At 35.5% G+C, this 13,664-nt stretch carries 15 protein-coding genes and 3 pseudogenes; 16 read left to right on the forward strand and 2 right to left on the reverse strand.

All coding sequences use genetic code 11. The features are described from left to right. Positions 1-62: 62 nt before the first annotated feature. Positions 63-266: pseudogene (locus tag ACMZ42_RS26185) on the reverse strand (IS3 family transposase); the annotation flags it as partial. A 321-nt stretch (positions 267-587) separates the two neighbouring features. Here ACMZ42_RS26185 and ACMZ42_RS26190 point away from each other — a divergent pair. The 5 genes from ACMZ42_RS26190 to ACMZ42_RS26210 all read left to right on the forward strand — a co-directional run bounded on the left by ACMZ42_RS26190 (position 588) and on the right by ACMZ42_RS26210 (position 5,505). Further along, entirely contained in the window at positions 588-1,010 is a 423-nt protein-coding gene (locus tag ACMZ42_RS26190) for a hypothetical protein (RefSeq protein WP_415733307.1), read from the forward strand. Between the two features lie 510 nt (positions 1,011-1,520). After that, positions 1,521-2,843 carry a zincin-like metallopeptidase toxin domain-containing protein gene (locus tag ACMZ42_RS26195; protein ID WP_415733308.1) on the forward strand — a complete coding sequence of 441 codons (1,323 nt, stop codon included), beginning with the start codon at positions 1,521-1,523 and terminating at the stop codon, positions 2,841-2,843. A gap of 19 nt (positions 2,844-2,862) precedes the next feature. Then, positions 2,863-3,360: a hypothetical protein gene (locus tag ACMZ42_RS26200; RefSeq protein ID WP_415733309.1), complete on the forward strand. Its 498-nt coding sequence runs from the start codon at positions 2,863-2,865 to the stop codon at positions 3,358-3,360. 525 nt (positions 3,361-3,885) lie between these two features. After that, positions 3,886-4,797 (forward strand): pre-toxin TG domain-containing protein, encoded by a 912-nt coding sequence (locus ACMZ42_RS26205; protein ID WP_415733310.1) that lies wholly within the window; start codon positions 3,886-3,888, stop codon positions 4,795-4,797. 267 nt (positions 4,798-5,064) lie between these two features. Next, positions 5,065-5,505 (forward strand): SMI1/KNR4 family protein, encoded by a 441-nt coding sequence (locus ACMZ42_RS26210; RefSeq protein WP_415733311.1) that lies wholly within the window; start codon positions 5,065-5,067, stop codon positions 5,503-5,505. Positions 5,506-6,139: 634 nt separating this feature from the next. Here the strand turns inward: ACMZ42_RS26210 and ACMZ42_RS26215 are convergent. Beyond that, positions 6,140-6,429, reverse strand: a pseudogene (locus tag ACMZ42_RS26215) (IS30 family transposase); the annotation flags it as partial. Positions 6,430-6,614: 185 nt separating this feature from the next. Here ACMZ42_RS26215 and ACMZ42_RS26220 point away from each other — a divergent pair. From ACMZ42_RS26220 to ACMZ42_RS26270, 11 genes and pseudogenes are all read left to right on the forward strand, one after another. After that, the gene (locus ACMZ42_RS26220; protein WP_415733312.1) at positions 6,615-6,953 is read left to right on the forward strand and encodes a hypothetical protein; all 339 of its coding nucleotides are present in this window, start codon (positions 6,615-6,617) and stop codon (positions 6,951-6,953) included. Further along, on the forward strand, positions 6,953-7,642 hold the full coding sequence (locus ACMZ42_RS26225; protein ID WP_415733313.1) for a hypothetical protein: 690 nt from the start codon (positions 6,953-6,955) through the stop codon (positions 7,640-7,642). Before ACMZ42_RS26220 ends, ACMZ42_RS26225 begins: the two co-directional genes overlap by 1 nt. Positions 7,643-7,644: 2 nt before the next feature. Beyond that, the gene (locus ACMZ42_RS26230) at positions 7,645-8,001 is read left to right on the forward strand and encodes a deaminase domain-containing protein (protein WP_415733321.1); all 357 of its coding nucleotides are present in this window, start codon (positions 7,645-7,647) and stop codon (positions 7,999-8,001) included. A gap of 17 nt (positions 8,002-8,018) precedes the next feature. After that, positions 8,019-8,711, forward strand: a complete 693-nt coding sequence (locus tag ACMZ42_RS26235) for an Imm3 family immunity protein (RefSeq protein WP_415733314.1) — start codon at positions 8,019-8,021, stop codon at positions 8,709-8,711. Between the two features lie 698 nt (positions 8,712-9,409). Then, a complete protein-coding gene (locus ACMZ42_RS26240; protein WP_415733315.1) occupies positions 9,410-10,504 on the forward strand; it encodes a pre-toxin TG domain-containing protein in 1,095 nt (364 codons plus the stop codon). Positions 10,505-10,508: 4 nt separating this feature from the next. After that, a complete protein-coding gene (locus tag ACMZ42_RS26245) occupies positions 10,509-10,988 on the forward strand; it encodes a DUF2247 family protein (protein WP_415733316.1) in 480 nt (159 codons plus the stop codon). Between the two features lie 733 nt (positions 10,989-11,721). Beyond that, positions 11,722-11,991, forward strand: coding sequence for a hypothetical protein (locus tag ACMZ42_RS26250; RefSeq protein ID WP_415733317.1), 270 nt, complete (start codon positions 11,722-11,724; stop codon positions 11,989-11,991). 58 nt (positions 11,992-12,049) lie between these two features. Continuing rightward, positions 12,050-12,199: a hypothetical protein gene (locus ACMZ42_RS26255; protein WP_415733318.1), complete on the forward strand. Its 150-nt coding sequence runs from the start codon at positions 12,050-12,052 to the stop codon at positions 12,197-12,199. 51 nt (positions 12,200-12,250) lie between these two features. Beyond that, on the forward strand, positions 12,251-12,802 hold the full coding sequence (locus ACMZ42_RS26260; RefSeq protein WP_415733319.1) for a hypothetical protein: 552 nt from the start codon (positions 12,251-12,253) through the stop codon (positions 12,800-12,802). A 218-nt stretch (positions 12,803-13,020) separates the two neighbouring features. After that, the gene (locus ACMZ42_RS26265; RefSeq protein WP_415733320.1) at positions 13,021-13,341 is read left to right on the forward strand and encodes a hypothetical protein; all 321 of its coding nucleotides are present in this window, start codon (positions 13,021-13,023) and stop codon (positions 13,339-13,341) included. 65 nt (positions 13,342-13,406) lie between these two features. Next, a pseudogene (locus ACMZ42_RS26270) lies at positions 13,407-13,664 on the forward strand (hypothetical protein); the annotation flags it as partial.

A 13,664-nucleotide genomic window follows, 5' to 3' on the forward strand; every position in this document is an offset into this window, starting at 1 on the left:
AAGGTACATTCTGTTCAATTCGAACAAAATGTACCTTATTTTTATCTAAAAAAGTTAAGCCGTCATAAAAAACGTAAGTTTTTCAGTGACCTCGTTTTGCACCGGACTCGTTTTAATTTTGCCTTAATCCGTTTCGTATTATAGTAATTTATATATTTTTCTAATTCTATTTTAAAATGCTCTATACTTTCAAATTCCTTCATGTAAAGGAATTCAGATTTCATAAATCCAAAGTAATTCTCCATGACTGAGTTGTAGTAACAGTTCAAAATCAACTGAAAAACGGAGAAGTTAATATGTCTAGTTTGGAATCAATGATTCCTTCGAATATTCCAAATTCATTTTAACCAACCAATACTATTACTGATAGAGCAAAATATGAATTCTCTCTTGCTGATGGACAAAAGGCTATTATTCGATGGTATTCACCGGACCCTATAGCAGCAAGCAAATATCCGGGATCAGCATCAGGTTCGAGATGGACTGCATAGAAGAAAATCGGAAATAAACAGCTAAAATCAGACGGAACATGGACAAAGAATTAATCATTAAATGAGGTTCATATTCCAATAGAAGGGAAATAAAATATGGATATAAAGGAAATTAAGAATCTACTTGATAGAATACCAACTGAAACACTAATATCAATGTTTCAAAATGTATTAGATCAATTTAAAAATAATAAAATTGAAAAAGATAGTTTTTTATTAATACTTAGTCAACTAACAGACAGGCAAGTTATGTCATACGAGTTATTAAGAAGTGATATAAGAAATGATATTGATAGAACTCTCTCTAGATTATGGAATACAGATTCATATGATGAAGTAGATATCATTCTTTCTATTGTAGTAAATCTCGGTCTAGAAATTTGCTTTAATATAATAAAAGAATCACTGAAACAGTATAAGGATATAGATAAAACAATCCTAGATGAGATACAGGGGACAATAGATGAAGTAGGCGAGAATATCTCTAATCCATATCATAGTTTGGGGAAATTTGGATAGTCTGTGTTTTAATAGTGTAAGATACTCATAAACCAACTATCAATGGTTAAAATGGGCTTTCCTTAATTTTAATAGCGTTCACCTTGCCTTCCCGACACATCGGGAAGAATCTGCCGTTGTTCGCTACTGGGGTACGCCAAAAGGCAAGGGCATCAAGCTAAACCCACAATCTGTCACATTTACTGCAAAGGAAGGCGCGGTTTTCCTAAAGTTAGATCAGGGAAGCGGAGTAGAAGTACATAGTAAGCATCCGCTTACACTAACAGCCAATGATACGATCACCTTTGCAGGTAAAAGCATCTCCATGAGCGCAACAGAATCCATGCGCTTAACATGTGGCTCCAGCAGTCTCGTTCTTGACGGCAACACGGATATGCAAGGGCAGATTGTGACAATGGAAGGCTCGAGCAAAGCACCTGTAACCGTGTCTAATACATCGGGAGAAGGCGCTGACCTTGAATCCGCACTAGACGTCATGGGCATGATCCCTATTGGTGGGGGTGGTGCTTAATGGCGAAGAAGGGGAAAGGATTCTTCGGAGCAATAGGTAGTGCTTTAGGTAGTCTCCCTGTTGTAGGGAAAGTTAAAAAAGCGGCTAAGTCCGTTAAAAAGAAAATCAAAAAGGCCAAAAAGAAACTAAAGAAAGCCTTAAAAAAAGCCTTAAAAAAAGCGAAGAAAAAGCTCAAGAAAAAGCTAGGCAAGGTCTTGACAAAAGCCAGGAAGCTAAAAAATAATTTATCCAAGAGCAAATTGGTCAAGAGGTTTAAACGGGCTGCGAAAAAAGTAGTACTTGCAGGGAAAAAAGCTGTTAAAAAGGCCAAGAAGTATGCAAAAACAGTAGTTAAGGTTGTTAAAAAGACTGCGAAGAAAGTAGCAGTAGCTGCAAAAAACGTTAATGTCAGACAAGCTATATCTACGGCTGCCGATTTTATTCCAGTCGTCGGGAATGCCAAAGCTGCTTTTGAAGCTGCCTTTGGATTTGATCCAATTACAAAGACTAAACTAAGTGCCTTGGATCGAGGAATTGCAGCAGCAGGTGTCTTAGGTGGTGGATTTGCCAAAGCCGCTGGCAAAGGAGGAAAAGCTGCGGTTAAATACTACTCTGGAAGTAAGAAAACAGCGGCAGCAGCACCGAAAAAGGCACCAACAACAGGAGGTAAGAAGGCAGCAGCAGCCCCAGCAAAACCGACAGCAAAACCGGCAGCGAAACCGGCAGCGAAACCGGCAGCAAAACCGGCAGCAAAACCGGCGGCAAAACCGGCAGCAAAACCGGCGGCAAAACCGGCGGCAAAACCGGCAGCAAAACCGGCGGCAAAACCGGCAGCGAAACCGGCAGCGAAACCGGCAGCAAAACCGGCGGCAAAACCGGCAGCAAAACCGACGTCAGCTTCAAATAAAAGTTCAAGCAAAGACGTTAAGGTAGCTAGTGAGAATTTTGATTATAGAAAAGCACCTAAAAAGAACAGTAGAGAGGAAACATTGGCTACAAGGAAACAAATCAGACAATTTAAGCAGAAATGGAAACAATCCGGTATAGATGTTGTGGTAGATAAAGAGCAAAAAGTTCTTAATGATACTTTAGAAGCAGGCTTTGATAATGTGAATGGAAAAATTTATATAAAGAAAGATCCTTCTCTCATTAATCTATACCATGAGGGTTATCATGCTGAACAATGGTTAGAACTTGGAAGAGATGCTTATAATAAGCAGAGTCGCCTAGAAAAAGAAGAATACGTATATAAACAAGTTATGAAGAATAGGCATCTATTTGATGAGGCTTCGATAGAACATTCGTTTGATTATATTAATAGATTAAGAAGAAACTCAAAGTAAAAAAGGGGAATGATAAAATATGTCTTTAGATAAATACAAAAGAATGACTGATGAAGAGTTTAAAAGTTTAACTGATGAAGAATTTGAAGAATATATAAAATTGAAGGAAGAAGATTTTCCGAGACATTATCGCGAAATAGGAGAAATAACAGTAAATACAATATTGACACCCGAAGAAGCAATAGAAATTGCAATAGAGTATCATAAAGAACATGGATTGGATGGGACAGTTAATAAAGTAATAGAAAATTTATATTTTGATGAAGCCTATACATTTAGAGTGGATATGATAAATAGAGATAATGATGACATCCGGCCAGCGTGGAGAGTAACCGTAGATTTACCACCAAATCCATTTTCAGTTGAAGATTATACTTTAATTGTATCAGACCGAGATAAAGCAGTAATGGGAATGTTAGATCCTAATGGACAACCTGTAAGGGAAGGTAAAGAATTCACGGATGAAGATATAGAGTATATCATGAGTGAAGAAGATCCCGAAGGATATAACGATTAAAAACGTTTGAAGTCTATTTTGTTAAATTCTAAAGGTAGTCTATTGATTATAGTCCCTAAAAGATAGAATAATTGCGAAGCTCAGTAGAGACTGAATTCATAGAAGAAGAAAAAGAAAAACACTGGAATCAAACGCAATATTTTTATAATAAAACCAATATGGGTTTTTAATATAGTTACTATTACAAGTTAAAAGCTTTCCATCAACTCAAACAGCTCATACAACCATTTTTATGGTAAATATGAGCTGTTTTACAATGTGGCATAGGCAACACTCATATGCAACAAGGTGTCCTTACATCACCTGTAAAAGCATCTCCATGAGCGCAAGTGAATCCATACGCTTAACATGTGGCTCCAGCAGTCTCGTTCTTGACGGCAACACGGATATGCAAGGGCAGATTGTGACAATGGAAGGCTCAAGCAAAGCACCTGTAACCGTATCTAATAGATCAGGAGAAGGCGATGACCTTGAATCCGCACTAGACGTCATGGGCATGATCCCTATTGGTGGGGGTGGTGCTTAATGGCGAAGAAGGGTAAAGGATTCTTCGGAGCACTAGGTAGTGCTTTAGGCAGTATTCCTGTTGTAGGGAAAGTTAAAAAAGCGGCTAAGTCCGTTAAAAAGAAAATCAAAAAGGCCAAAAAGAAACTAAAGAAAGCATTAAAAAAAGCGAAGAAAAAGCTCAAGAAAAAGCTAGGCAAGGTCTTGACAAAAGCCAGGAAGCTAAAAAATAATTTATCCAAGAGTAAACTGGTCAAGAAGTTTAAAAAGGCAGTAAAAAAAGCTGTTAAAAAAGTCAAAAAGTATGTAAAAAAAGTTGTAAAGACAGTTAAAAAGGCAGGAAAAGCAACTGTAAAGGCGGTTAAAACCGCAGCAAAAACAACTGCTAAGTCAGTTAAAAAAGCAGCGGTAAAAGTAGGAGGCAAAGTTGCTAAAGCCTACAATGCTTTTAAAGACGGTGGATATAAAGAAGTGCTTTCTGCGGCGGTAGATTGTGTTCTTATTCTCGGAAACGCCAAAGCTGTGTACGAAACCATCGTTGGAAAAGACCCAATTACCGGACGGAAATTGGAGCCATGGGAACGTGCAGTATCCGGTGCATCTGTTTTCGGTGGTCCAACTGTTAAAATTGCTAAGCGTATAGGTGGAATTGCCGTTGGAGGTAAGCAGGCCGGCGGAGCAATAAGTGGTATTATTTCTGGTGGGAAGAAAGGTAATACGACTCCTAAGCCAAAGGATAAAACTCCAGGTCAGAATAAGGGTCTGGGTAATGCTGTTAATAGTAAGAGTGGAACTGCAGGTAAAATTGATTCTGGCTTAACAAAAAAATATGTTAGAGATATAGAGCAACGTACAGGTAGAGAGTTACCTAAAAATCAAACAGAAAAATTGAAAGAAGCGTTAAGAAATAAAGAATATAAAAAAATGTCATAAAGTAAAAAATAAAGTAATAAAAGAATGGGAAGAAAACACTGGACAAAAATGGCCGGTTTATAAGGATAATGTTTTATCAGAAAGAACTGGTAAAGTCATTCGGAAAGAAGGAGATAAATATGATGCTCACCATATTATTGAAAATTCTTTCGGAGGAGAGCATGAGTGGTGGAACATGCATCCAGCGAGATTCCCAAATGAGCACCAATCTGGTATTCATGGAAAAGGATCACCAGCAAATGAACTATTTAAAGGAGGTAAAAAAAGATGAGCTATGATTTTATAAAAGAAAACAAAGAGAATAGTTTTTATCCAGTGACCGAAAGTGAAATAAAAGAGGTTGAAAAAATCTTGAATTTACAAATGCCTCATGAGTTGGTTAATTTATATTTAGAAGTTGGTTATGGGTTTATAGAAGGATCAGAGTTTAATATTAATCGTATTATGGATCCATATTCTATAAGAGACTTTAGGTTGAGAACGAATGATTTCGAATTTTATCCAGACATAGAAATATATGATGAATTTGAGGGAAACAAATTAATATTTTTTGAAGGTAGTGAGTCAGCTTTAATGTCAATTGAATTGAGTGGTAATACTGAAAATCCAATTTACTATTATGATACTCAAATTGCAGTTTCTCTTACTGAATTTTTATTAAAAATAAAGGAAAATGATAAATATTATATTGATTTGTTAGATGATTAATTTTTTTCACGAAACATTATCGGGAAAGGTCCAAATAAAAATATTGATTCATTTATAATGTTTCTAAGGGAATAATCTAGTAACGAAATTAAAGCTTACGATACAAATGATATGATGCAAATAATAAAATGGTAGGCGATGGTTACGTTATGTCAATGGTTCAGATTATAGTATTAGGGATATGGAGAGGTTTAAAGAATTGAAGGAAGCAGTATTGGACAACGGAAGGTTTATCCGGTTTTTTACTAAAAAGTAATAAGAATGTTTTTTGATTCAAATTTTTGTACTTACAGGCTTGTACAAAATGATGGAAACTATAAATTTGATAGGTTGCTTATGGTTAGACTCAAACTATAAGCAACCTTTTATTATTATGTGGGAAAAGGTGCTTAGGCTTCTTTGGGGCTGTTGGCAGTATCCCTGACTTAAGAGCGGTAAAAAATCGGCTAAGTCTGTAAAAAAGAAAATTCCTAAATTGCAATTACAAGTTGAACACTTTTTTTCAAAAACACCCCAGAGGTTCCTTTGTCTCTGTTCGTCGGTCGGCACAGATTAGGATTTGCTGCTGACTGATGAACAGGAGACTTTTCTATTTCGAGGGAGGCTCAAGGGGTGCGGGGTGTCCCCGCAATCTTTAAGCAACAAGTTTCTGGAGTTCCTCTTCAAACAGTTCATTTGGTGTCTCGTAGTCAAACATTTTCTTGGTAGGTTGTTCATAGCTTCCTCAACCATATGAATCTGCGTCCGGCTATAATCCTCAATCGCATGTCCTTTAGGAATGAAACGACGGATGATTCCGTTGTGGTTCTCATTCGTTCCACGCTCCCATGAAGAATAAGGATGAGTGAAATAGATATCTATACTATCACCAAACATTTCTGACAACCCCGCGAATTCAGAACCATTATCTGCCGTGACATAGCGGCTTTTACAGCCCGCCAGAAGAAGGCGATAGCGTTCATCTTGCCTTTCCGACACACCGTGAGGAAGCAGCTGTTGTCCGCCATAGTGTATGAAAGGGCGGCGACTCGAACCCAAAAACTGCCGATCCTAAAACATCCTACTGGGGCACATCAAAAGGCAAGGACATCAAGCTAGACCCACAATCGGTGACGTTTACCGCACAGGAAGGCGCCGTTTTCCTAAAGCTTGATCAGGGAAGCGGAGAAGAAGTACATAGTAAGCATCCGCTTATACTAAAAGCCAATGATACGATCACCTTTGCAGGGAAAAGCATTTCGATGAGTGCAACAGAATCTATGCAAATAACCTGTGGTACTAGTAGTCTTGTCTTGGATGGCAACACCGATATGCAAGGACAGGTTGTGAGAATGGAAGGTTCCAGCAAAGCACCTGTGTCTGTATCCAATAAATTGGGAGACGGAGCTGACCTTGGTTCTGCATTAGACGTCATGGGCATGATCCCTGTTGGTGGGGGTGGTGCTTAATGAAAGGCTTTTTTAAAGCAGTTGGCAATTTCCTTGGTAGTATCCCTGTCGTTAGGACAGTTATTAAAATAGGTAAGAATGCGTGGAAGGGAATCAAAAAATTAGGGAAAAAACTAAGGAAATTTATAAAAAAGTTTAGGAAAAAATTGGGTAAGATTTATACAAAGGCACGAAAAAAAGTAAGAAGGCTCAAAAGGTGGATCATCCGACGGGGGAAGCGTATTTATAAGGCGGGAACGCTCTGGTTAAAAAACACTGTCCAGAAGGGAGCACGGTGGGTACAACAGAAGTCAAAACAAGTGTACGAGAAGACAAAACAGGTGTACCAGCAGTCAAAGCAAAAAGTAGAAGAACAAGTAAATAAGACAGTTGATGTATTGAAGCAAGAAATGAAAGTAGAGTCTGAAAAATGGAAGAAAGAGTTTGAAATATGGAAAAAAGAGATTGAGTTATTAAAAAAAGATTTTAAGTTACTAAAGGACGATACTGTATTATGGCTAAGTAATGATGGAAGATCTTTCAAGGAGAAATGGGAAGAATCAAAAGGAAATTTAAAAGAATCTAATGAAAATCTCGAAAAATCCAATGAAAATCTCACAGGGGGTACAGAGCAATCAAAATTTCCTACCAAACAAATTGATCCTAAAAAAGATCAACAAATTATTGATAATTTGCTTATGCTGAAGTAAATATTTCAGGAGTTAATAAAAAGGAATTTTATGCTCATAGTGGAATTCAAGATTCTGCAAAAAAAATACCGGGAACTGAAGAATTCTCTTTTAAACCTAATAATCCAACATTTAAAGCTACAAAGGCAGATGATAAGGGAGGAAATAATTATTTAAGGGACGGAGATACAGAGTATAAAATTTTAAATGATTTAGCAGAGAGATTAGGAACTAATTATGAAGCAAAAGGTACGATCAAACTATTTACTGAAAAAGTTGTATGTGATAGTTGTGATCAAATAATTAAACAATTTGATGAAAAATATCCGAATATTAATATCGAAGTAATTCATAACAATGATAAAAGGATTTCACCTTAAAATGGAGGTTTATAAAGTTGGTATTTAGTTATAACGAATTTAAAGAGTATATTAACGAAACTTATAATGAGTTTAAAGAAGAAAAAATGAGTAATAAAGAAGCGATTGCAAGAACTTTTAATGAGTATGATATGGTAGCAAATGAAAGTGAAACAGATAAAGCAATGGTTTTTGTAACAATTACAGAAATTTTAACTACACATTTAAAGGCTATGAATACTTTCAAGACTTATATTGAGAATATATTAACTGAATTGGATTTTAATAAAATTAAACAAGAGAATAATTTATTGAAAGAACAATATAACGATTTGTTTTCACGAAGAGAACGTGTTATAAATGAGTTGAAAAAAATGCCGATAGATTATTATCGAACAGCTTGTTGGTATTACGACGAAATAGTAGAAGAGGTCCAAAGATTTATTAACGATTTTAAGTTAGAAAATGAAAATGCTGATTCAATAGTTTCTACTGTGTTGCAACGGTTTGATCGAGATTGTGAAAATACAAAAAGTGAAAAATTCATTGTCTATACAACACTTGCTGAAAATTTGTATAACCAAGAATTAATTGGAGTGGATGGTATTGAAGATGTTAAACATGTGTTGCAATCGTTCAGTATCGAAGATGTATCTGATGAGCAATTGACTGAAGAGGAACAAGAAAAGTTAGCTGATCGAATTAAAAGTGTTTTATCTAATTTAAAATGAAATTATTGTTGTTTAATCGCTAAAAGACAATAAGTTAAAAACTATTTTCTAATAAGACTAATAATTTCTTAATATCTTAAGCCTATAAACCATACATAACAGTGCTTAAACGGGCTTTTTTTATTATTAAAATCATGATTCTGTGGAAGTAAAGTGTACCCTTTGTAAAGGACATATCGGTTTTTACAGCCCGCCAGAAGAAGGCGATAGCGTTCAACTTTCCTTCCCCATCGGGAGGAAGCAGCAGTTGTTCGACACAGTGTACGAAAGGGCGGCGACTCCAATCCAAAAACAGCCGATCCGAAAACGTCCTACTGGGGTACGCCAAAAGGCAAGGACATCAAGCTAGACCCACAATCTGTCACATTTACTGCACAGGAAGGCGCCGTTTTCCTAAAGTTGGATCAGGGAAGCGGAGTAGTAGTACATAGTAAGCATCCGCTTACACTAACAGCCAATGATACGATCACATTTACAGGTAAAAGCATCTCCATGAGCGCAACAGAATCCATGCGCTTGACATGTGGCTCCAGCAGTCTTGTTTTTGATGGAATCACCGATATTCAGGGACAGGTTGTGACAATGGAAGGCTCGAACAAAGCACCTGTAACCGTGTCTAATACATCGGGAGAAGGCACTGATCTTGAATCCGCACTAGACGTCATGGGCATGATCCCTATTGGTGGGGGTGATGCTTAATGGCGAAGAAGGGTAAAGGATTCTTCGGAGCACTAGGTAGTGCTTTAGGCAGTATCCCCGTTGTAGGGAAAGTTAAAAAAGCGGCTAAAAAGAAAATCAAAAAGGCCAAAAAGAAACTAAAGAAAGCTTTAAAAAAAGCGAAGAAAAAGCTCAAGAAAAAGCTAGGCAAGGTCTTGACAAAAGCCAGGAAGCTAAAAAATAATTTATCCAAGAGCAAATTGGTTAAAAAGTTTAAACGGGCTGTGAAAAAAGCTGTTAAAAAGGCCAAGAAGTATGCAAAAGCAGCTGTTAAGGCAGTTAAAAAGGCAGCGAAAACAACTGTTAATGTGGCTAAAAGCGCAGCAAAAACAACTGCTAATGTGGCTAAAAGTGCAGCAAAAACAACTGTTAATGTGGCTAAAAGTGCGACAAAGAAAGCAGCAGTAGCTGTTAAATCGGTAAGCATCAGCCAGGCAATATCAACCGCAGCTGATTTCATTCCAGGCGTTGGTAATGCCAAAGCTGTTTTTGAAACGGCCTTTGGATTTGATCCATTTACACTGGACAAATTGAGTGCGATGGATCGAGGGATATCAGCGGCAGGTATCTTGGGTGGTGGATATGCTAAAGCAGCTGGAAAAGGTGGGAAGGCTACATTAAATCTCTTCTCCAACAGCAAAAACGCGACGAATGTAACCGAATCAGCTGCTAAATCATCGAAAAATGCGGCATCAGCTAAAAGTGATATTCCTAAGGGTACGGGTGAACTTAAGCATCCAGTTTTAGATAATCCACGAGTAGGTAGTGCATTAAAAGATGATTTTTATCATAACTTTAATGATATAATTGATAATTATGCAGTTGATGCTCAAAGATTTGATTTGCCAAATAAAAAAGGACATATGGATTCGTTGTATCAGATAGAAGGTTCAATGGTTAAGTATGAAACGAAATATGTAAAGGTTAAGAATAACGCCCCTGAAATGTTACAGACGAAAGAAACAATAGATGGCGTGTTTGAATGGGTGGTAGATCCTACGACTAACACAGTAACCCATAGAACATTTATACCTGGTGGCAAAGTTTCAGGAAAAATAAATCAGTGGGGGAAATAGAAAATTGTATAAAATTGAAATAGTTGAGAAAAATGGATTTAATTGTAACTGGACTACATTGTTTATTGGTAGACAGTTTAAGTTAATATCTTCCTTAGAAGTAACAAATTACGCTGTTGAATATCTAATGAATAATCCAAATGTTAATAATGAGTTCATCCTTGAATTGGCGTGGGAACAAGTAGAAGATAAAGTAGATGATATACTTGAAAGAATAATCTCTGACAGTTCTTCGGAAGACATGACTAAAGAGTATCATAAGTGGTTATATAGCATTATAAAAGAGGCATATAATAATTCTTCTGATGAAAAAATCTTTGAAGAAATTGAAAATATTTTTTCAATGTTTAATACGCCCCAAAATATGTATGACTTTTTTAGAAAAGTATCGGATGCATTTTATTATCCTTCTGATTCAAAACGTACAATTAAAGAACTTGTTGAGGAGTTTTTGGATGCTGAGAAGCAATTAATATTAAAATAACTAGAGAGTTTAAAGAGAACGATGGACTAATAAGCCATCGTTTTCTTTTAAGTAGGGCTCGACACTCAAGAAAGACAAGTCTCGTAATAAAGGAGATTTTATACTGCAATAAATTGGGTACGTAAAAAGAAGTATAGGATAGCATTTAGACCTTGATCGGCAAAATGCCTTTCAAGTTTTTTTACTTTAATTAATATTAAACTAGCTGTTATTTGAATGAGACAATAAGAAAATGATTTGTTTGTGAATCGAGAGCTCATGATGGTAGTACCATTAAATACTCAATAGATGGATTAAATGTGAAAATTGTATGTACTAGAATTTTTATTGACAAAGCATAAGAACTTGATTGGCTATATTGTCACCCTCGAGAAGAAGAAGGAACAATAATGAAATAAAGATTAAAGAATGGACCCAATAAACAATAATTGTTTGAGAATCCAGACTTCATGAAGGCTAGGTCATCAAGAAGTGCTATTTTAACAATTAAGCAATAAGAGCGAGAATAGGCGAGATGACAATTTATTTACAAGGACCACTTATGGGTGGCATAAGCAACAAACACACGAGATTAAACAAGCTAAAGGGTTTAAACGTTACACTTGCCATGTAGTAAGAAAGATGTCATACTGTCAATACTAAAATAACTTATAAAACTTGCAAATATTAATAAACTTAGAAAATTTATAAACTTAAAGCACTTGATTGTCTATAACAGGCGACAAGTGCTTTTTTGAGTGCGATGGATCGAGGGATATCAGCGGCAGGTATCTTGGGTGGTGGATATGCTAAAACAGCTGGAAAAGGTGGAAAGGCTACATTAAATCTCTTCTCCAACGGCAAAAACGCGACGAATGCAACCGAAGCAGCTGCTAAATCATCGAAAAATGCGGCATCAGCTAAAGGTGATATTCCTAAGGGTAATAGTAAAATAGAAACACCAAATTCTAACTTGAGTCAGAATTTTGGTAGATCATGTTCTAAACAGACACTCTGTAAATAGTACAAAAAAGCAGCTTCCTTATCTTCAAAAGAAAATGACTAATCAGCAGATTGATGAAATGTTAAGTAAGAAATCATTCTTTAATAAAGAATGGTCTGATGAAAAAATTATTGAAGCTTCAGCGTTAGCTGTTGAACAATTAAAACAACAAAAAATAAATGACGGCTTACATTCAGTAACTGTTTTTGGTGAGGAATGGAAAGGTTGATTCTATTTATGGTACACATTCTTATAAACTGAATGATTTAATAGATTAGGAGTGGTTGGTATTTTTACAATTTCTTTTAAAGCATATGATAATTTTGATGAAATAAAGAAAATGTCTGCAGAAGAGTTTGATTTTACTAAACAAGATATAGAAGGAATAATAGAGCTAAATTTTAATGGTAATAAATATGGAATGTTTTTTGATGATTGTCCCTTTGGTGATGAAAGGTTGATAAGGTGGTTCATTGATTTATTGACATTAGCTCAAAAAATTAAAAAGTATAATTATGTCGCATATCGAATTCCGGATAGAGCAAATTGGTGGTTCGAATTTATTGGACAAGAAAATAAAGTATGTGTTAGCTTAGTAGAAGACATTGAAAGAGATTTAATTCTAGATTTATTTATCTATGAACCTCATAAAGAATTTAGATATTCGAGTTGGAAAGAAAGTTTAATTGACATAGATATCTTTGTAAAAGAGACACTCATAAATGCACAAAAGTTTTTAAGCTTTGTATCAGTATTAAACCCACAATTATTAAAAAGTGAAAATATAAAAATGGTACAAAATTTAATCTATGAGCTAAAGCATAGTTTGTAGTAAAAATAATCTTCCTTTTAGATAATTGATGTTGATAAATGCTTATAGATTAGAGTTAGCAGTAGACGCAAACTCATTGTATATATCGTCAAAGAAAGCTAGACACATAATAGTTTATGCAGATATTTTATTTTCAATCCTATCAGCGGAACTTACAATACAATCAATAAACCACAATGTGAGCTAGACGCTTGTATTGTGGTTTGTGTTTTTTATAAATGTTCTATAAATTCCTATTGCTAGGGCATAAGGGTACGGGTAATTCTGGTCCGAATTTTAGTCCGAATTTCGATAAAAAATTAAAAAAACATGCTCAAGATATTTATGAAACTTCAAGGAATTTAGGCGTTCCAGTTAAAAAAGGGGATAAAGAAGGGATGAAAGAGTTCGTTTCATCAATCGTAAATGACTCAAAAAATCTCGCTAATTCGAAGCCTTTTCAGTGGAATACAGTCGACTCTGTAGACGCTTTTGTTAAGGGTGATGCAGTTGTTTTAGTTAATAGAAATACAAACGAAATATTGACTTTCTTAAATTAAAAAGGAGGTCGTTTATCAAGTAAGTTGAAATCCGATTTAGATTTGATTAGAGAGTGAGGATGACTATGAATAACTATATAATATCTTTTACCAAAAAGTTTGATTATTTTTTCGATAAAAAAGAAATCGCAAATATTATTTATTTACATGATGAGGATGATAATGAGAGATTAGACCATGTCCTTTTCTTCGTGAAAGATAATGGTGATGTTATAGGCTTGTATATAAGAGGTATGAATCCGTTAATCTCAGTGAATAGAGTCTACGATTTAGATGACTTTAATTTATTTTCTAGTTATGAAGGATTAATTGAATGCAAGGAA

It is taken from the genome of Lysinibacillus sp. NPDC056185 (assembly GCF_047737915.1).
GTDB lineage: Bacteria > Bacillota > Bacilli > Bacillales_A > Planococcaceae > Lysinibacillus.